Here is an 18,196-nt window from a genome sequence, read left to right as displayed (position 1 = left end):
CATGGGGATCGTCCGATCCGCCCCGGCCCTCGGCTGAAACGCCGGCCGCCGGGCGGATCCAGACGAAGCGGGGAGCAGTCAGGCATGCGCGCCTTGGGTCCGGGTTCCGTATCGAGTTTCCTGAAGATCATCCTCGATGTGGTCTTCGCCGCCCTATGGATCGGCCTCGGCATCGTCGCCCTGCTCACGCTCGCGGCGCTCCTCCTCAGCTACAATCCCGACCTGCTCGGCGGCCTCACCGGCTCCGATCCTGGCGAGGCCGAGCGCAACAGCTCGATCCGCGAGCTGCTGGAAAACGGCCCCTCGGTGGCCGGCGGACTCCTGGGCCTGGGTCTCTACGTTGGCGGCATTCTGGTGATCGTCGGATCCCTGCGCCGCATCTTTACGACCCTGACCATCGGCGACCCCTTCCATCCGGACAACGTGGCGCGCCTGCGCCTGATCGGCCTGATGCTCGCGGGTCTGGAGCTGGGCCGCTACGCCTTCTGGGCGATCAGCGCCTGGGCCTTTTCGGGCGTGGACCGCATCCAGCCGTCGCTGAGCCTGACCGCCTGGTTCTCGGTCCTCGTGGTCTTCGTGCTCGCGGAGGTGTTCCGCGAAGGCGCGCGACTGCGGCGCGAAGCCGAACTGACGATCTGAAGAGGCCCGGACAGACCCGATGCCCATCCGCGTAAGCCTCGACCGCGTCCTCCTGGAACGCCGCATGTCGCTGACCGAACTCGCCGACCGCGTCGGCGTGACCATCGCCAATCTCTCTATCCTGAAGACCGGCAAGGCGCGCGCGGTCCGCTTCTCGACCCTGTCGGCGCTCTGCCGCGAGCTCGACTGCCAGCCGGGCGACCTCCTCGTCTACGAACCCGGCCCGGACGACGCCCCGATCGACGACGAGGACTAGCCGCGCGGGTAGAGGATCACCTGGGTGCAGCGGAAGGCCGCCATCAGCTTTCCCGTCGCCGCATCCTCGACCCTGGCGTCCCAGACCTGGGTGGTGCGTCCGCCGTGCAGCAGGGTGGCGGTGCAAACCGCCTCACCTTCGCGCAGGGTGCCGGTGAAGTTGCACTTCACCTCGGCGGTGGTGAAGCCGCTGGCGCCTTCCGGCCACGCGGTCGAGACGCCATAGGCGCAGAGGATGTCGGCGACCGACAGCACCGTGCCGGCCAGCAGGTAGCCGGTATGCGCCACGAGGTCGGGCCGAACGATGAAGCGTCCCACCACGCGACCGTCGTCCACCTCGGTCACCCGCAGGCCGATGTGGCCGGGCAGCTTCCCGTCGTTCGCGAGATTCAGCCTCTCGACGCTGGTATTGTTGGTCGTCTGCGGCATGCGCGTCCTCCCCCGTGACCAGACTGGCACGAATGCTGGCTCAGCCAAACCTAGGGTTGCCGCAGGCGGCCGTCGCGTCATGTTGCGTCGCAACAACACTCATGCGGCATTGCGGCGCAGATCAATTCACTGATGTGAGAATTACTTGAACTGCGCCTCGGTGGAGCCTATCTGCGCTTCCACGTTGCACTGCAACATGGAGTGAAGCCAATGATCGCCCTGATCGAACGGTTCCTCGATGCGCTGTTCGCCCCGCTCGCCCGCGAGCTCGAACGCGTTCCGCCGCAAGCCATGCGCTTCGGCGTCTTCTTCTAAGAGACGGAACCCGGGCCGAGAGCCTGCCGGGTTCAGATGGAAACATCTGAACCCGACAAGCTGGCTCGGTCTCTTCGTAAGAGCGCGTCACGCGGCGAAACCGGCATCCACTTTCGCCTGACGCGCTCTCGCCGGCGGCTTAGCCGCCGGTCGCCGCCCTCTGCATCACGCAGAGCTCGCCGATGCCCTTGCGGGCCAGCGAGAACAGCGCCTCGAACTCAGCCTGGCTGAAGCCGCGCTTCTCGCCGGTGGCCTGCACCTCGACGATGTCGCCCGAGCCCGTCAGCACGAAGTTGGCGTCGGCTTCGGCATTGGAGTCCTCCTCGTAGTCGAGGTCGAGGACCGGCGTGCCCGCGAAGATTCCGCAGCTGATCGCCGCTACCTGATCCAGGATCGGGTCGGTCGCGATCACGCCCTCGTCCCGCAGGTACTGCGTCGCCAGCCGCAGGGCGACCCAGGCGCCGGTGATCGAGGCCGTGCGCGTTCCGCCGTCGGCCTGCAGCACGTCGCAGTCCAGCGTGATCTGCCGCTCGCCCAGCGCCTTCAGGTCGATGATCGCCCGCATCGAACGGCCGATGAGGCGCTGGATCTCCTGGGTGCGGCCCGACTGCTTGCCCTGGGCCGCCTCGCGCCGCCCGCGGGTGTGGGTGGCCCGGGGCAGCATCCCGTACTCGGCCGTGACCCAGCCCTGGCCCTTCCCGCGCAGGAACCCGGGGACCCCTTCCTCCACGCTGGCGGTCACCAGCACCTTGGTGTGACCGAAGGTCGCCAGGCACGAGCCTTCGGCGTACCGGGTGACGCCGGTTTCCAGGGTGACGGGACGAAGCAGGTCGGGGGCGCGTTCGGACGGGCGCATCGGTGGAGCTCTCTGACGGTCTGGGCGCCTTGCGCCGACGAAGGTCGCGCTTATCCTAGATGACGAAGGTCCAGTCCATGGGCGCCGAGAGACACCAGCCGCACGCCGTGCCATCGCCATTCCTCTCCCGCGGGCCGACGCTCGCTGATATGGACACCCGCGCGCGGGAGATCTTCCGCCGTATCGTGGAGAGCTATCTCGAGACCGGCGAGCCCGTCGGTTCACGCACGCTCTCGAAAGGCGGCCTCTCGCTATCCCCCGCCTCGATCCGCAACACCATGCAGGACCTGACGCAGCTCGGCCTGCTGGGCGCGCCGCACGTGAGCGCCGGACGCCTGCCGACCCACGCGGGCCTGCGGCTGTTCGTCGATGGGTTGATGGAGGTGGGCGACGTCGGCGACGACGAGCGGCGCAGCATCGAGACCCGGTTGCTGGCCCACGGCCGCAACTACGAGGACGCGCTGAACGAAGCCTCGGCCATCCTGTCGGGCCTGGCCGGAGGCGCGGGCGTGGTGGTCAGCCCGATGCGCGACGCGGGGGTGTCGCATGTGGAATTCGTGCCCCTGTCCGGCGACCGGACTCTGGCGATCGTCGTTCTGGACGACGGCTCGGTGGAAAACCGGCTGATCCGCCTGCCGCAGGGGGTGACGCCGTCGGCGCTGCAGGAGGCGTCGAATTTCCTCAACGCCCGCATGCGGGGCCGCACCTTCGCCGAGGCCAAGGCTGACCTGCGGGTCGAGCTGGACCGCGCTCGCCGGGAGCTCGACACCACCGCCGCGCGCCTCGTGGAGGACGGCCTGGCCGCCTGGAGTGGCGGCGACGCCGAGGACCGCGCCCTCATCGTCCGCGGCCGCGCCAACCTGCTGGAAGACCGCGAGGCGCTGGAGGACCTGGAACGCGTCCGCTCGCTGTTCGAGGACTTGGAGCAGAAGGAACAGCTGATCCAGCTGCTCGATGGCGTCCGCGACGGCCAGGGCGTGCGCATCTTCATCGGCGCCGAGACGCGGCTCTTTTCCCTTTCGGGTTCCGCTGTGATCGCGGCGCCCTATATGTCGGGCTCGCAGCGGGTGGTCGGCGCGATCGGCGTGATCGGGCCCGCCCGACTGAACTATGCCCGGGTCATCCCGTTGGTGGACTATACCGCCCGCGTGCTTGGCCAGGTGATGAACGCGTAAAGGGTCACTGAGAAGACATGTCCGAAGAGAACACGCCCGTTGACGGCGCGCCGGCCGACGGCAGCGACGCCGACGTCCCCGCCCTGCTGGCGGAGGTCCAGGCGCTGAAGGAGCAGGTGCTCCGCTACGCCGCCGACATGGAGAACACGCGCCGCCGGGCCGAGCGCGAGGCCAATGACGCCCGCGCCTACGCGATCCAGAAGTTCGCCAAGGACCTGCTGGCCGCCGCTGACTACCTGGCCATGGCCACCGCCCATGCGCCGGCGGACCACGCCGACAGCGTCGTGAAGAACTTCGTCGTCGGCGTGCAGATGACCGAGAAGGAGCTGCAGTCCGCCTTCGAGCGGAATGGCCTGAAGAAAATCGCGCCGAAGCCGGGCGACAAGTTCGATCCGCACCAGCACCAGGCGATGTCCGAACAGCCGGCGGAGGGCGCTGTGCCGCCTGGCGCGGTTCTGCAGCTGATGCAGCCCGGCTACGAGCTCCTGGGCCGCCTCGTGCGCCCGGCCACGGTGGTGGTGGCGGCCAAGGAGACAGGCGCCGCGCCGAAGGCGGAAGGCGCCGGCAATCCCTATGCCGCAGGCGAGGAGGGCGACGCCGGCGGGTCGGTCGACACCCGCGCCTGAACCTCCGATCAACCGGAGCGCTATCCGCCAAATACCGGAGGTCGATGAGCCTGGGGTTGCACCCCGCTCCCGCCGCCGGGGAGTCGAATTGAAGGTATGGTTACACTGGCGAACTGTCCCGCCTGGTGAAGGGCGCCCTGCGCTCGATCGGAGAGGAAACAGGACCATGAAGAAGCTTGTTGGAACGATCGCCGCGCTGGGGCTAGCGGCGGCGGCGGGATCGGCGATCGCCTCGACCACCGTGGTGTACCAGAACGATTTCGACACCTCGTCCACGGCGGCGGGCGTGACCGCGGCCGTCGCGGGGCCGCAAGCGATCGGCGGTTTCGGCGTGACGAACTACGGCGGAGTCACCGGCAGCTTCCTCTACAACGACACCGGCAACAACTACGGCGGCGGCCCCGCCCCGCAGATGACCACCTTCACGTTGTCGAACCTGCCCAGTCACACCGCGTTGGATGTCGACTTCCACCTGATGTTCATCGACTCGTGGGACAGCACCAACGGTGGGGCCGGCGTTTCGCCCGACTACCTCGAGATCTACCTCGATGGCGTGCTCTGGGGGCAGCTTACGGCGGCGAACACGTCCGGGACGACCAACGATTTCGCCGGCGGGACCCAGACGTTTGGCCCAGGGAACTTCGTCTACAACGGCTACAGCGACCGCATCGTCGACATGTCCGGCGCCAGCGGGCTGACCTTCGCCCACACTGCGTCGACCTTCACCCTAGGCATCAGAGCCGGTGGGACCGGCTGGCAGGGCGGCGCTGACGAGAGCTGGGGCATCGACAACATCAAGGTCACGGCCACGCTCCGCGACCAGACGGGCGCGATCCCCGAGCCGGGGACGTGGGCCCTTATGATCCTCGGTTTCGGCTCCGCCGGCGCTGCCCTGCGCCGCCGCCCGGCTGTCTCGGTCGCCTGATCCAGACTGCGCAACGACAGATAGCAGCGTCCCGCGGGCGACCGCGGGACGTTTCTTTTTGCCCGCCGGCCTGCGCCGAAGTCCACAATTTGAGTGGGAGCGACTCCTTACAGGCGAGTAACCTTGACCCCGGTCAATCGGGTCTCTTCGGGTCGGCCTAGCCTTCGCGCCGAATGGCATTCGTGGAGGCTGGAATGACTAAGGTTCAACTCACTCGCCGGGGGCGCGCCACTGGGGCGGTCCTGGCGCTCGCACTCGCTGCGCCCATGGCGCTTGGGGCCACCGCCGCTATCGCTGGTCCGGTGGCCGCCGGCTTCGATTCCACCACGATCCCGGCCAATGACGACGGGTCCTATGGCCCGGCGGTGGCTCCTGGGTTCGCGATGAACTTCTTCGGGACCACCTATTCGAGCTTCTACGTCAACAACAACGGCAACATCACGTTCAGCGACAACATGGGCACGTACACCCCGTACGGCCTGGGCGCCGGCTATGTGGGCCAGCCGATCATCGCCCCCTTCTTCGCCGATGTTGACACCCGCGGCGCCGGCAGCGGCCTGACCGCGTTCGGTACGGGCACCTACGCCGGCCGCGACGCTTTCGGCGTGTCCTGGCGTGACGTGGGCTACTATGGCGCCCACACCGACAAGCTGAACACCTTCCAGCTCATCCTGACCGACCGCTCGGACATCGGGATCGGCGATTTCGACATCTACTTCCACTACGACACCATCGAATGGGAGACGGGTGACGCCAGCGGCGGCGCGGGCGGCCTGGGCGGCGTGTCCGCCGCGGCGGGCTTCTCCAACGGGACGGGTCTCGCGGGCACCTACTACCAACTGCCGGGTTCGCTGGTGAACGGCGCGCTTCTGGACGGCGGGCCCAACGCCCTTGTGGCGGGCACCAACACCGGCGTCCTCGGGCAGTACCGGTTCACGGTCCGGAACGGCGTGGTCGATCCGGGCGATCCGGGCGCCATCCCCGAGCCCGCGACCTGGGCGATGATGATCATGGGCTTCGGCGCCGCCGGAACCGTGCTGCGTCGCCGCCGGACCCTCGCCCTCGCCTAGGGCGATCGAGCCGGAATGAGCCGCAAGGCGCCCCGTGGTCAGCCACGGGGCGTTTTGCCTGTGGGTGAGGCCCCGTCGGGCTTCCACACCCTTAGGAATTCGCTAATGTCGCAAGTCCCCTCCCTTCGGGGCGTGCGCCGGCTCGGGTGATTCGCCGACGGCGCGCGATTGGCGAGCCGGGACCGATATGAAGCTGACGATTGAACGCGCCGCGCTGCTTCGCGCGCTGGGACACGTGCAGAGCGCGGTGGAGCGCCGCAACACGATCCCGATCCTGTCGAACGTGCTGCTGTCGGCCGACCGCGACCGGCTGACCTTCTCCGCCACCGACCTCGACATGGAGATCGTCGACGAGGCCGTGGCCCAGGTGGACCAGCCCGGACAGATCACCGCCCCAGCGCACACCCTGTACGAGATCGTCCGCAAGCTGCCCGAGGGCGCCGACGTCTCGCTCAGCTTCACGGGCGAGGATCCGCGCCTGACCGTCGCCGCCGGCAGGTCGCGCTTCAACCTGCCGGTGCTGCCGGCCGGCGACTTCCCGGTGATGTCGTCCGAGGGTTTCGCCGGCTCGATGGCCGTCGACGTGAACGACCTGATCCGGCTGATCGACAAGACCCGCTTCGCCATCTCGGCGGAGGAGACCCGCTACTACCTGAACGGCCTCTACCTCCACACGATCATCGTGGACGGCCAGGCCCGTCTGCGCGCGGTGGCCACCGACGGCTCCCGCCTGGCCCTGGCCGACATGCCGGCCCCGGAGGGCGCGGCCGGCGCGCCCGGCGTCATCGTGCCCCGCAAGACCATCGGCGAGGCCCGCCGCCTGCTGGAGGACGCGGGCGAGACCGTCGACCTGCAGATCAGCCCGCAGAAGATCCGCATGGAGCTGAACGGCGCGGCCCTGACCTCCAAGGTCATCGACGGCAACTTCCCCGACTACGGGCGCGTCATCCCCAAGGACAACAACCGTACGGTGATGGTCGACGCCAAGCTGTTCGCCCAGGCGGTGGACCGCGTCGCCACCATCTCGGCCGAGAAGAGCCGGTCGGTTCGGATGGCCATCGAATCCGGGCGGGTCGTCCTGACGGTCCGCAACATGGAAGCTGGCCAGGCGGTGGAAGAGCTCGAGATCGACTACGACGGCGAGCCCTTCGAGCTGTCGTTCAACGCCCGCTACCTGCTGGACATCACCGACCAGATCTCGGGCGGCACTGCCGAACTGCGGTTCGGCGGCCCGAACGACCCGGCCCTGGTGCTCGACCCGGCGGACGCCGACGTCCAGTACATCCTGATGCCGCTGCGGGTCTGATCCCGCTCAGGATCCGACGAACAGATGCCGTGACGGGCAGAGGTCCGCCACGGGGCAGTCCTCGCACTTGGGCCGCCGGGCGACGCAGACGTAGCGCCCGTGCAGGATCAGCCAGTGGTGCGCCCGCGTCAGGTACGGCTCGGGCACGACGGCCATCAGTTCGGCCTCGACCGCGTCGGGCGTCTTGCCGGTCGCCAGCCCCAGCCGGTGCGAGACCCGGAAGACGTGGGTGTCGACCGCGATGGCCGGCTCGATCCTGAGCTCGTTCAGCACCACCGAGGCGGTCTTGCGGCCGACCCCCGGCAGGGCCTGCAGCTTCTCCCGCTCCAGCGGGACCTCGCCGCCGTACTCGTCCACCAGGATCTGGGCCGTGCGGATGACGTTCTTGGCCTTGGTGTTGAAGAGGCCGATCGAGGAGATGAACGGCTTCAGCCCCTCCTCGCCCAGCGCCAGCATCTTCTGCGGGGTGTCGGCGACCGCGAAAAGCTTCGCCGTGGCCTTGTTGACCGACACGTCCGTCGCCTGGGCCGACAGCGCCACCGCCACGACCAGGGTGTAGGGGCTGGAATAGTCCAGCTCGGTGCGCGGGTCCGACTCCTGGGCCTGGAACCGCTCGAACAGCTCGGCGATCCGGGCCTGTTCCGCGGGCTTCAGCTTCTTCGGAGCGGGCCGCTTCGTCTTCGGTGCGGGCCTGGCCACGTCAGCCGCGGTCCACGGCGAAGGGCGAGAAGGCCTGCTGCACCGGCATCAGCTCCAGGGTGTTCACGTTGATGTGGGCCGGCAGGCGCAACACCTGCTCGCACACCAGGGCCACGTCGTCGGCGCTCATGGCGTGGACGCCCTGATAGACCTTTCCGGCCGCGCCCTCGTCCCCCTTGAAGCGGACCACCGAGAACTCCGTCTCGGCCATGCCCGGCTCGATCGACGTGACCCGCACTTTCGTGCCCAGCAGGTCGGCGCGCAGGTTCAGGGAGAACTGGCGCACGAAGGCCTTGGTCGCCCCGTAAACATTGCCGCCCGGATAGGGGTAGGTCGCCGCCACCGACGAGATGTTCATCACGTCGCCGCGGTTACGGGCGACCATGCCCGGCAGCACCGCCCGGGTGATGCGGACGAGGCCGGTGACGTTCGTGTCGATCATCGTCGTCCAGTCGTCGAGGTTCGCCTCGTGCGCCTTGCCCAGGCCCAGGGCCAGGCCGGCGTTGTTGTAGAGTACGTCGATCGCCGCGAACTCGGCGGGAAGGCTGGGCAGCAGGGCGTCGATGGAGGCCGCCGAACGGACGTCCAGCTCCCGGGTCAGCACCTGTTCGCCCAGATCGGCGGCCAGCGCCCGAAGCCGGTCGGCCCGCCGGCCGGTGGCGATCACCTTGGCCCCGCCGGCGACCAGCCGCCGGGTCATGGCCTCGCCGAAGCCCGAGGTGGCCCCCGTCACCAGGGCGATGCGGCCCTCCGCCCAACGTTCGGTCATCATTCCACCTTCGCCACGGAATCCACGATCTGCGTCGCCGCCTGCGGACCGACGAGCCGTCCCACGATCCAGGCCGCCAGGTCCTGGCAGGCCAGGCAGCCGCCGCCGGTGGCGACATTGCCGTGGATCACCAGGGGCCGCCGCTCGGTGCGCACGCCCATCGCCTCCAGTTCGGCGAAGATGCTGGGATAGGTGGTTGCGCTGAGCCCTTCAAGCAGGCCCAGCGCCGCCAGCACCAGCGCGCCGGAGTCGATTGCGGCGACCATCTGCCGGGCGGGATCGAGCCGCAGGGCCGCCAGGAATGCCGGGTCCCTGATCTTCCGCCGGCTGCCGACGCCTGAGACCACGAACACCGCATCCGCCCCCTGCGCCCACTCCAGCGGCTCGTGCCGGTCTATGGCGAGGCCGGAGTACGACGTGATCCGGGGCGTGTCGGCGCAGATGCGCACGTCCCATGCCCCTTCGTAGGCGGCATAGGTTGGGTCCTTGACCCGGTAGAACAGGTCCCAGGGCAGGAAGAGGTCGACGTCGGTGAACCCGTCGTACGCGACCATGGCGATCTTCATGGCAGGTCTCCTTGCTGTCGCGCCGAAATCTGGGGCGCGGGAGACCTTTGAGGTGAGCGCCAGTTCCGCGACGGTGGACTTGGCGCCCGGCCGGCGTAGTGTCCGCCCCATGCCCGCCGCGCCCCTCTTCATGGACGCCGAGATCCGCCCGAACCGCTCGCTTTCGCGGCGCGGCTTCATGATCCTGATCGCCGTGGTGACGGCGGCCAATGTGGCGGCCGCCCTGGTGTTCCTGTCGCAGGGCGCGTTCCTGGTTCCGATCTTCATGGGCATCGATGTGTTGGCGGTGGTCGTGGCGTTCATGGCCAACTACCGGTCCGGCCAGATGGTCGAGCGCGTGCAGGTCAGCCCCAGCCACGTGAAAGTGACCCACGAGGCCGGGGGCGCCGTGCGGCTGGTCTGGGAGAGCCCGACCGCCTTCACCCGCATCACCCGCGAGCATGACGAGGAGGACCGGGTCATGGCCCTGGGCCTCGCGCTGTCGGGCCGCGGGACGCCCGTGGCGGCCAGCCTCAGCCCCGGAGAGCGGCGCGAGTTCGGCCGCGCGCTGGAGGAGGCCATCTGGCGCGCCCGGCGGCACCGCGACTGAAAGGACATTCCATGCGTGCGTTGATGCTGGCTATGGCGCTGGCCACCCTGGCCGTCAGCGGGACGACCGCCGCCGAGCGTCCGCGGGCCCGCGACCTCGGCATCGCACCCGGCGTCCTGGCGACGGGCCCGCACAACGCCATCACCGACGTCTCCGGGGTGCTGGTGGGACACGTCACACGGATAGAGGGCGAGGATGTCCGGACCGGCGTCACCGCCATCCTCCCGCACGGCGGCAACGTCTTCCAGGACAAGGTCCCGGCCGGCCTCGCTATCGCCAACGGCTTCGGCAAGCTGACCGGGATCAGCCAGATCGTCGAGCTGGGCGAGATCGAGACCCCCATCGTGCTCACCAACACCCTCTCGGTCTGGCGGGCCGCCGACGCCCTCGTCACCTGGACCCTGGCCCAGCCGGGCAATGACAAGGTGCGGTCGGTGAACGCCGTGGTGGGCGAGACCAACGACGGCTACCTGAACAACATCCGCAAGCGCGTCATCACCGAGGCCGACGTCCTGACGGCGCTGCGCGAGGCCAAGGCGGGCCCAGTGGCGGAGGGCGCCGTCGGCGCCGGAACCGGGACCATGGCCTTCGACCTCAAGGGCGGCATCGGCACCAGCTCGCGCGTCCTGCCGGCGAAGCTGGGCGGCTACACGGTGGGCGTCCTGGTCCAGAGCAACTACGGCGGCTCGCTGGTGATCGACGGGGACCCCGTCGGCCGCCGTACGGGCCGCTTCTACCTGCGGGAATACGCACCCGCCGCGGCGTCGAGCCCCTCGGTGGCCGACGGTTCGATCATGATCGTCATCGCCACCGACGCGCCGCTGGGCGACCGGGCCCTGACACGGCTGGCGCGGCGCAGCTTCGCAGGCCTCGCGCGAACGGGCTCGGCCTTCACCAACGGGTCGGGCGACTACGCCATCGCCTTCTCCACATCCGCCTCGGTGCGTCGCACGCCTGCCCGCCGCCTGGGCGTAGCCAAGGTCGAGGAGGTCGCCAACGACGACACCTCGCCCCTCTTCGTCGCGGTAGCCGACGCCACGGAGGAGGCGATCTACAATTCGCTGCTCAAGGCCCGCACGATCGAAAGCCGCGACCTCGACGGCCGGCCTGTAAAGGGCGAGGCGCTCGATCCGGCCCTGCTGCGGAAGCGCTAGACGGCGGGGGCGCCCGCTACCGCCGCCTTCAGCTCGGCCAGCCGCCGCTCATCGGCCGGATGCGTCGAGATCACTTCCGGGGGTCGCTGAGCCTCGGCGCCGCGGGCCACCATCCGCTCCCAGAACCGCACCGCCGCCGACGGATCGAGGCCGGCCTTGCGCATCAGGTCCACGCCCACGCGGTCGGCCTCCAGCTCGTGCTTGCGCGAGTAGGGCAGGATCACGCCGTAGACGGCCCCCATCCCGAGCGCGGCGCCGATCTCGTCGGTGTACTCGCCCGCCTGGTCGGAGATCAGCATCTGGGCGATGGCGACGCCCGCCTGGGCCGCGATCTCCTGGCTCATCCGCTCTGCCGCGTGGCGCGCCAGGACGTGGCCGACCTCGTGGCCCAGCACCGAGGCGACCTCGTCGTCGCTCTTCGCCAATTCCAGCAGGCCGCGGAAGAAGCCCACCCGCCCATTCGGCAGGACGAAGGCGTTCAGCTCCGGGCTATCCAGCACCGTGAACGACCAGTCGAGGTCGGTGCGGCCCGAGGCCTTCACCAGGGGCGCGCCGATCCGCGCCAGCCGCGCATGCGCCGCGGGGTCGGCCACCGGCTTCACCTTGGACAGCACCTCGTTCCAGGCCTGGTCGGCCATGCCGGCGAGCTGGCCATCGTCGACCACCACGAATTGCTTGCGCCCGGTGGCGGCGTTCTCGCTGCAGCCCGCCAGGGCCGCCGCGCCGATACCGGCCAGCACCCAGCGCCGCGAAAGCGCGCAGCGGCAGCACATCAGAGGATGAACTTCGACAGGTCGGCGTTCTTCGCCAGGTCGCCGATCCGGCTGGTGACGTAGGCCGCGTCGATCACGATGGTCTCGCCCGTGCGGTCGGCGGCGGTGAAGCTGATCTCCTCCATCACCTTCTCCAGCACGGTCTGCAGGCGGCGCGCCCCGATGTTCTCCACCGAGCCGTTCACCGCCACAGCCGCGTCGGCCAGCGCATCGACGGCGTCGTCGGTGAAGGTGACGGTCAGGCCCTCGGTCGCGAGCAGCGCCTGGTGTTGCCGGATGAGGTTCGCCTCGGGCTCGGTCAGGATCCGGCGCATGTCGTCGCGGCTCAGGGCCTGCAGTTCCACGCGGATCGGCAGGCGGCCCTGCAGCTCGGGCAGCAGGTCGGACGGCTTGGCCACGTGGAACGCGCCCGAGGCGATGAAGAGGATGTGGTCGGTCTTTACCGGACCATGCTTCGTGGAGACGGTCGTGCCCTCGATCAGCGGCAGCAGGTCGCGCTGCACGCCTTCGCGGGAGACATCGGCGCCCTGGCGCTCTGAGCGGCTGGCCACCTTGTCGATCTCGTCGAGGAAGACGATGCCCTGGTTCTCGGCCAGCTCCAGCGCCTCGGTGGTCAGGGCCTCCTGATCCACCAGCTTGTCGCTCTCCTCGGCGATCAGCGGCGCCCAGGCGCCCGACACCGTGGTCTTGTGCGTCTTGGTCCGCCCCCCGAACGCCTTGCCGAACATCTCGCCGATGTTGAGCATACCCATCGAGGGGCCCGGCTGGCCGGGGATGTCCATCATCCCGAGCGGCGAGGCCGTGTCGGCGAGCTGTAGTTCGACCTCCTTGTCGTCCAGTTCCCCGGCGCGCAGCTTCTTGCGGAAGCTCTCGCGCGCGGCCGTCGAACCGGGTCCCGTCAGCGCGTCGAGAATCCGCTCCTCGGCCGCCGCTTCGGCCCGAGCGCGCACGCCGGCGCGGCGCTTCTCGCGCACCATGGCGATGGCGCTTTCGACCAGGTCACGGACGATCTGGTCCACGTCGCGGCCCACATAGCCCACCTCGGTGAACTTGGTGGCTTCCACCTTCAGGAACGGCGCCTGGGCCAGCTTGGCGAGCCGCCGGGCGATCTCGGTCTTTCCGACGCCGGTCGGCCCGATCATCAGGATGTTCTTCGGCGTCACCTCGTCGCGCAGGTCGTCCGCCACGCGCCGCCGCCGCCAGCGGTTGCGCAAGGCCACGGCCACCGCGCGCTTGGCCTCGGCGTGGCCGACGATGTAGCGGTCGAGCTCTGAGACGATCTCGCGGGGGGAAAACTCGGTCATGGCCCGCTAGATAGGGGATCAGCCCGCGCCTGACACCCCTGCCGGCGCCTGGGGAGCGACGGGCGGCGTCTTCAGCGGCGGGCCGGGCAGCAGCTCGTCGAACAGCAGGCGCCAGCCGACGGCGTCGTTCCGCCAGATCCGGACGTAGTGCCCGCGACGTTCGCCCTCGGCCTCGGTCCAGCGGGCGACTCCATAGGTCCAGGCCATGTCGCCGGCGCTCGACGCCGATCCGCCGAGAGGGCCATAGGTGATCGAGGATGACCGCCGGCCGAGTTCGGTCTCCAGCTCGGCGCGGCCGGCCGGCGGCCGGGCCTTCGAGCCCACCACGCGCCCGTCCTCGGCGAGGACGTCCAGAAACGCGGACTTCACGTCGTTGCGGGCCGAGGCGTGCAGCGCCGCTTCGGCGGCGGCCACCTCCGCCATCGCCTTGGCGGGCGAGCCTGCCACCCGCGTGGAAAGCCGCGCGTAGGCGACCGGGGAATCCTTGGGCGGCGCCCCGGTGGAGTCGCTCGGCGCGCCGCCGTCGAACACCCACTTCCACGACCCGTCGGCCCGCCTCGTCCAGACGGTGAAGTAGTACCCCCGCGGCTCGCCGCCGAAGGTGTAGGGCCCGGTCGTGAACCCCAGGTCGCCGGACCGGGCGATCCCCGCCCACAGCGGCCACCACACCAGCGGCGCGCCCTTGGGCCGGGGCTCGCCATAGACCGCGTGCGCCAGCACCGGCTCGGGCGCGAAGACGATGCCGTCCGGCGCGGAATGTTTCAGGAAGCTCGCCTGTACGCCCAGCTCCAGCCCGTCGGCCGCGAACGCGCGCTCCGCGGCGACCACCGGCGCGGGGTCGATCTCGGCGGCGACGGCCGGCGAGGAGCTGACCAGCAGGGCGGCTATCAGGGCGGCGCCAGACCTAGAGCGTTTCAACGGTCAGGTTTCCGTTGGTGTAGACACAGATCTCCGCGGCGATCGCCATGGCCTTGCGGGCGATGGTCTCGGCGTCGAGGCCGTCGACGTCCACCAGCGCACGGGCCGCGGCCAGGGCGTAGTTGCCGCCAGAGCCTATGGCTGCGACCCGGTGCTCGGGCTCCAGCACGTCGCCGGCGCCGGTGACCGTGAAGATGCTGTCCTTGTCCGCCACGATCAGCATGGCCTCCAGCCGCCGCAGGTAGCGGTCGGTCCGCCAGTCCTTGGCCAGGTCGACGCAGGCGCGGGCGAGCTGTTCGGGATACTGCTCCAGCTTGGCCTCGAGGCGCTCGAGCAGGGTGAAGGCGTCGGCCGTGGAGCCGGCGAAGCCCGCGATCACCCGCCCGCCGGCCAGCTTGCGCACCTTCTTGGCGGCGCCCTTGACGATGGTCTGGCCCATGGAGACCTGGCCGTCGCCGGCGATCACCGTGCGGCCGTCCTTGCGCACGGCCAGGATCGTGGTTCCGTGCCAATCGGGGAAGGTTGAGGTATTCGACATCGGCGCGATGTGAGCAGCACGCTCCCTCGGGTCAAGTACGCCACGACGAGACCATGACTTTCACCGACGAAGAGATCGAGCGGTACGCCCGCCATCTGGTGCTCCGCGAGGTCGGCGGCCCCGGCCAGCAGAAGCTGAAGGCAGCCAGCGTGCTGATCGTCGGCGCTGGCGGGCTGGGCTCGCCCGCGGCGCTCTATCTTGCCGCGGCGGGCATCGGCACGATCGTGATGGCCGACCCGGACGAGGTCGACCGTTCAAACCTCCAGCGGCAGGTGATCTACGCCGATGAAGACCTCGGCCGGCCGAAGGTCGAGGCCGCCGCCGACCGCCTGGCCGCCCTAAACCCCCATGTCTTCGTCGCCGGCTTCCATGGGGCCTTCGACGCGGAAAGCGCCGACCGGCTGGTGGAGGGGGTCGACCTGGTGCTGGACGGCACCGACGACTTCGGAGTCCGCTTCTGCGTCAACGAGGCCTGCGTGCGCCACGGCAAGCCCCTGGTTTCGGGCGCCATCGGCCGCTGGACCGGCCAGGTGGGCGTCTTCGGGCGCCAGCCCTGCTACCGCTGCCTCGTGCCCGAGACCCCGCCCGACGCCGAGACCTGCGTGGCGGTGGGCGTGGTGGGCGCGCTCGCGGGGGTCATCGGCTCGATGATGGCCCTCGAGGCGATCAAGACCATAACGGGAGCGGGAGAGCCGCTGGCCGGCCGCCTCCTCGTCTACGACGCCCTGGCCGCCGAGACTCGGACGGTCCGCGTGGCCGGCGATCCGGAGTGCCCGGTGTGCGGGAGCGGCGGTGCGCCGTGACCGCCGCTGTCGTACCCGAGCTGGACGTGTCCGACCTGGCCGACAGCCTGCGGTTCTATGTGGGAACGCTCGGCTTCGCTGTCCGATACGAGCGCCCAGAGGAGCGCTTCGCCTACCTGGAACGCGGCCAAGCCGAGCTGATGCTGGAGGAAGCGGACGGCCCCGGTCGCCGCTTCCGGACCGCGCCCCTGGAGCGGCCGTTTGGCCGGGGGGTCAATCTGCAGATCGCCTGCGCCGACGTGGAAGCGCTCCATGGTCGCGCGGTCATCGCCGGCGCCGAAGTCATCGTTGGGCTCGAGACCCGCTGGTACCGCGCCGGCTCCGTGGAGAAGGGAAACCGCCAGTTCGTCGTTGCGGACCCTGACGGCTACCTCCTCCGCTTATTCCAGGACCTGGGCGAACGTCCCCCGACGTAGTTCGCCTCAGATCCGCTCGCCGATGAAGGCGGTCGCCTTTTCCAGCACCGTCTTCCAGGTGGCCGCATCCCAGTTGTTGTGGCCCTCGCCGTTCAGCTCCACCAGCTCGCAGCCTTTCCCGGCCGTCTTGAGCGCCTTGGCCATCAGGCGGGACTGTCTCGGGTCGACAATCCGGTCATCCGTGCCGTGGATCAGCAGGACCGGCGCCGCGATCTCGGCCGCGCGGCGGGCGGGGGAGGCGCGCACCAGCATTGCTTCGTCGGCCTTCGGGTCGCCGATGGAGCCGCGCCAGTAGGCGTAGGCGGGGGAGTCCGCCCCATCCTCACGGCGGGAGAACGCCAGCGTTTCCAGGAGGTCGGCGTCGCCGGCCACCGACACCACCGCCTTGTATGCCTGCGGCCGGCGCACGGCGCCCATCAGGGCCGAGTAGCCGCCGAAGCTGGCGCCGAAGATGGCCAGGCGTTTCGCATCGGCGCGTCCGGCGGTGACGACGTGGTCGACGGCGTCCTCGATGTCGGCCTGCATCCGATCGCCCCACTGCCGGCGGCCCTGGTCGGCGAAGGCCTGGCCATAACCGCCCGAGCCGCGGAAATTGGGTTGCAGCACCAGCCAGCCCCTGGCCGCCAGCGCCTGGGCGCTGGTGTCCCAGTCGAGCGTGTCGCGCAGCTCAGGACCCCCGTGGGGCATGACCACCATCGGCAGCGGGCCGCCGCCGGCGCCGACGGGCGTAGTCAGATAGGCCGTGATCTCGGCGCCGTCGCGCGTCTTCACCCGCAAGGCCTCGGTCCGGGCCAGCCGGTCTGGCGAGAGCCAGGGCTTGGCGTGGCCCACATACTCCAGGGCCTTGCGCTCGCGGTCGTAGACGACGAAAGCCCCCGGCTCCTGCGGCCCGGTGGTCCGGAACAGCAGCCTCCGGTGATCCGTGTCGATGTCGTAGAGTTGGACGTTGCAGGCGTTCTTCAGCGCGGCGTTCACGGCCCGGAAGTGCGGCGCGAGCGCCGGGTCGGCGAAGTGGTAGTTCAGCCGGTCGTCCCAGTAGGCGCTGGCCACGAGCCGCTGGGATTCGTCCACGAACGCTCCCTCCAGGTCGCGGTCCGGCCGCTCGGCCACCACCTCGCCGAACTCCAGGGTGGCCAGGTCGAACGTACGAATAACCCGGGTGTCCCGCCCCTCCGGCCGCTGGCAGACGAGGAACACGCCCGCCCGTGGGGTCGGCCCGACGACATCGAAGTCGGGGAACTTCTTCAGCTCGTTGAACCGCGACCGGCGGACCAGCTTCCAGTCCTTCTCGCCGGGCGCGCGGCCGTAGATCCAGCCCACCGTCCCCCGGGCGTTGGTGTCGACCCGCAACATGGCCACGCCGTCCTGGGTGAGCCAGTAGTCGGTCGCCGGCGCGCCCTGCTCCACCAGTTCGGCTTCACCCGTGTAGACGTCGACCCTGTAGAGCGCGTACGCGCCGCGGCTCTCGTTCCAGGCCTGCATGAGGATGTGGCGCGGATCGTCCTTCACGAAGTCGACGACCCGCGAGGCGTCAAACCCGCGCCGGAGCACCGCCGGCGTTCCCGAGAACATGACCACCGGGTTCTTGCCCTCGAGGTCGACCGACACGACCCGCCGAACCGGGATCGGCACGAAGGTCCCGTAGAAGACGACGCCATAGGGCCGGCCCCGGTCGTCCGCGTCGAAGGTGATCCAGATCAGCAGGCGCTCGTTGTTGGCCCACTCGACCTGCTGGGCCTTCTGCTCGCCCAGCTTGACGACGGCGGGGGGCGCCGAAAGATCGGCCATCCGCGACAGCGTGACGTAGGCGGTGGTTTTGCCATCGCCGCCCGGCTGGGTCCGCAGGATCGCGAGCTGCTCGCCGTCGGGCGAGATCGCCGCGTCACGCAGGTGCGGCTCGGCCAGCAGTTCGTCGATCGTCGGCGGCCTGGGGCCTTCGGTCGCCGCGCGGAGCACGCTGGGCGTCATCGCCGGCGCTGCGGCGCCGGCCGCCAGCATCGAGCGACGAGTCAACATCCTGGGCGCCCCGAACCCGCGGTTACTTCAGGCGACGTTGCGATTCCGAGCCGTG

General features: G+C 69.8%; 21 protein-coding genes. 11 read left to right on the top strand and 10 right to left on the bottom strand.

What is annotated here, in order from left to right; all coding sequences use genetic code 11:
- Positions 1 to 84 precede the first annotated feature (84 nt).
- Together DJ019_RS05140 and DJ019_RS05135 are read left to right on the top strand one after the other, a co-directional pair.
- The gene (locus tag DJ019_RS05140; RefSeq protein WP_111274926.1) at positions 85 to 639 is read left to right on the top strand and encodes a DUF2975 domain-containing protein; all 555 of its coding nucleotides are present in this window, start codon (positions 85 to 87) and stop codon (positions 637 to 639) included.
- Positions 640 to 658: 19 nt separating this feature from the next.
- The gene (locus DJ019_RS05135) at positions 659 to 895 is read left to right on the top strand and encodes a helix-turn-helix domain-containing protein (RefSeq protein WP_111274925.1); all 237 of its coding nucleotides are present in this window, start codon (positions 659 to 661) and stop codon (positions 893 to 895) included.
- On the opposite strand, the gene DJ019_RS05130 is transcribed toward DJ019_RS05135, so the two are convergent.
- Both DJ019_RS05130 and rph read right to left on the bottom strand, forming a co-directional pair.
- Positions 892 to 1,323, bottom strand: coding sequence for a PaaI family thioesterase (locus DJ019_RS05130; RefSeq protein ID WP_111274924.1), 432 nt, complete (start codon positions 1,321 to 1,323; stop codon positions 892 to 894). The two genes, DJ019_RS05135 and DJ019_RS05130, sit on opposite strands and share 4 nt — an antisense overlap.
- Positions 1,324 to 1,777: 454 nt before the next feature.
- Positions 1,778 to 2,494, bottom strand: coding sequence for a ribonuclease PH (gene rph, locus DJ019_RS05125; protein WP_111274923.1), 717 nt, complete (start codon positions 2,492 to 2,494; stop codon positions 1,778 to 1,780).
- 77 nt (positions 2,495 to 2,571) lie between these two features.
- Between rph and hrcA the strand changes: the two genes are divergently transcribed.
- From hrcA to dnaN, 5 genes are all read left to right on the top strand, one after another.
- Positions 2,572 to 3,669, top strand: a complete 1,098-nt coding sequence (gene hrcA / locus DJ019_RS05120; RefSeq protein WP_111275477.1) for a heat-inducible transcriptional repressor HrcA — start codon at positions 2,572 to 2,574, stop codon at positions 3,667 to 3,669.
- A 17-nt stretch (positions 3,670 to 3,686) separates the two neighbouring features.
- The gene (gene grpE, locus DJ019_RS05115; protein WP_111274922.1) at positions 3,687 to 4,295 is read left to right on the top strand and encodes a nucleotide exchange factor GrpE; all 609 of its coding nucleotides are present in this window, start codon (positions 3,687 to 3,689) and stop codon (positions 4,293 to 4,295) included.
- Positions 4,296 to 4,461: 166 nt separating this feature from the next.
- Complete coding sequence (locus DJ019_RS05110; RefSeq protein WP_165843901.1) at positions 4,462 to 5,220, top strand: PEPxxWA-CTERM sorting domain-containing protein; 759 nt, start codon at positions 4,462 to 4,464, stop codon at positions 5,218 to 5,220.
- Between the two features lie 194 nt (positions 5,221 to 5,414).
- The gene (locus DJ019_RS05105) at positions 5,415 to 6,290 is read left to right on the top strand and encodes a nidogen-like domain-containing protein (RefSeq protein ID WP_205854090.1); all 876 of its coding nucleotides are present in this window, start codon (positions 5,415 to 5,417) and stop codon (positions 6,288 to 6,290) included.
- A 187-nt stretch (positions 6,291 to 6,477) separates the two neighbouring features.
- Positions 6,478 to 7,596, top strand: a complete 1,119-nt coding sequence (gene dnaN, locus DJ019_RS05100) for a DNA polymerase III subunit beta (RefSeq protein WP_111274919.1) — start codon at positions 6,478 to 6,480, stop codon at positions 7,594 to 7,596.
- 6 nt (positions 7,597 to 7,602) lie between these two features.
- On the opposite strand, the gene nth is transcribed toward dnaN, so the two are convergent.
- Genes nth through DJ019_RS05085 form a run of 3 tightly spaced genes read right to left on the bottom strand, consistent with a single transcriptional unit; the run spans position 7,603 to position 9,630 of the window.
- Positions 7,603 to 8,295 carry an endonuclease III gene (gene nth, locus DJ019_RS05095; RefSeq protein ID WP_111274918.1) on the bottom strand — a complete coding sequence of 231 codons (693 nt, stop codon included), beginning with the start codon at positions 8,293 to 8,295 and terminating at the stop codon, positions 7,603 to 7,605.
- Position 8,296: 1 nt separating this feature from the next.
- Entirely contained in the window at positions 8,297 to 9,067 is a 771-nt protein-coding gene (locus DJ019_RS05090; RefSeq protein WP_240606377.1) for an SDR family NAD(P)-dependent oxidoreductase, read from the bottom strand.
- Positions 9,064 to 9,630, bottom strand: a complete 567-nt coding sequence (locus tag DJ019_RS05085; RefSeq protein ID WP_165843900.1) for a DJ-1/PfpI family protein — start codon at positions 9,628 to 9,630, stop codon at positions 9,064 to 9,066. Before DJ019_RS05085 ends, DJ019_RS05090 begins: the two co-directional genes overlap by 4 nt.
- Before the next feature lie 52 nt (positions 9,631 to 9,682).
- Between DJ019_RS05085 and DJ019_RS05080 the strand changes: the two genes are divergently transcribed.
- Together DJ019_RS05080 and DJ019_RS05075 are read left to right on the top strand one after the other, a co-directional pair.
- Positions 9,683 to 10,219 (top strand): DUF2244 domain-containing protein, encoded by a 537-nt coding sequence (locus DJ019_RS05080; protein ID WP_165843899.1) that lies wholly within the window; start codon positions 9,683 to 9,685, stop codon positions 10,217 to 10,219.
- Positions 10,220 to 10,230: 11 nt separating this feature from the next.
- The gene (locus DJ019_RS05075) at positions 10,231 to 11,373 is read left to right on the top strand and encodes a DmpA family aminopeptidase (RefSeq protein WP_111274915.1); all 1,143 of its coding nucleotides are present in this window, start codon (positions 10,231 to 10,233) and stop codon (positions 11,371 to 11,373) included.
- Here the strand turns inward: DJ019_RS05075 and DJ019_RS05070 are convergent.
- Genes DJ019_RS05070 through hslV form a run of 4 tightly spaced genes read right to left on the bottom strand, consistent with a single transcriptional unit; the run spans position 11,370 to position 14,906 of the window.
- A complete protein-coding gene (locus DJ019_RS05070; protein ID WP_111274914.1) occupies positions 11,370 to 12,146 on the bottom strand; it encodes a M48 family metallopeptidase in 777 nt (258 codons plus the stop codon). The genes DJ019_RS05075 and DJ019_RS05070 overlap by 4 nt on opposite strands.
- Complete coding sequence (gene hslU, locus DJ019_RS05065) at positions 12,146 to 13,450, bottom strand: ATP-dependent protease ATPase subunit HslU (protein WP_111274913.1); 1,305 nt, start codon at positions 13,448 to 13,450, stop codon at positions 12,146 to 12,148. Before hslU ends, DJ019_RS05070 begins: the two co-directional genes overlap by 1 nt.
- 18 nt (positions 13,451 to 13,468) lie before the next feature.
- Complete coding sequence (locus DJ019_RS05060; RefSeq protein ID WP_111274912.1) at positions 13,469 to 14,368, bottom strand: DUF4440 domain-containing protein; 900 nt, start codon at positions 14,366 to 14,368, stop codon at positions 13,469 to 13,471.
- Positions 14,355 to 14,906, bottom strand: coding sequence for an ATP-dependent protease subunit HslV (hslV, locus tag DJ019_RS05055; protein ID WP_111274911.1), 552 nt, complete (start codon positions 14,904 to 14,906; stop codon positions 14,355 to 14,357). Before hslV ends, DJ019_RS05060 begins: the two co-directional genes overlap by 14 nt.
- A gap of 53 nt (positions 14,907 to 14,959) precedes the next feature.
- Between hslV and DJ019_RS05050 the strand changes: the two genes are divergently transcribed.
- On the top strand, positions 14,960 to 15,709 hold the full coding sequence (locus DJ019_RS05050; protein ID WP_111274910.1) for a HesA/MoeB/ThiF family protein: 750 nt from the start codon (positions 14,960 to 14,962) through the stop codon (positions 15,707 to 15,709).
- Positions 15,706 to 16,125 (top strand): bleomycin resistance protein, encoded by a 420-nt coding sequence (locus DJ019_RS05045; RefSeq protein WP_111275475.1) that lies wholly within the window; start codon positions 15,706 to 15,708, stop codon positions 16,123 to 16,125. Before DJ019_RS05050 ends, DJ019_RS05045 begins: the two co-directional genes overlap by 4 nt.
- A 6-nt stretch (positions 16,126 to 16,131) precedes the next feature.
- Here the strand turns inward: DJ019_RS05045 and DJ019_RS05040 are convergent, their stop codons facing one another.
- Positions 16,132 to 18,141 (bottom strand): alpha/beta hydrolase family protein, encoded by a 2,010-nt coding sequence (locus DJ019_RS05040; RefSeq protein ID WP_133255247.1) that lies wholly within the window; start codon positions 18,139 to 18,141, stop codon positions 16,132 to 16,134.
- Between the last annotated feature and the right edge of the window lie 55 nt (positions 18,142 to 18,196).

The organism is Phenylobacterium kunshanense (genome assembly GCF_003254525.1).
Classification (GTDB): Bacteria; Pseudomonadota; Alphaproteobacteria; order Caulobacterales; family Caulobacteraceae; genus Phenylobacterium; species Phenylobacterium kunshanense.
The sequence above is the reverse complement of the archived record's forward strand: the minus strand, read 5'-3'. Positions and strand labels throughout refer to the sequence as shown.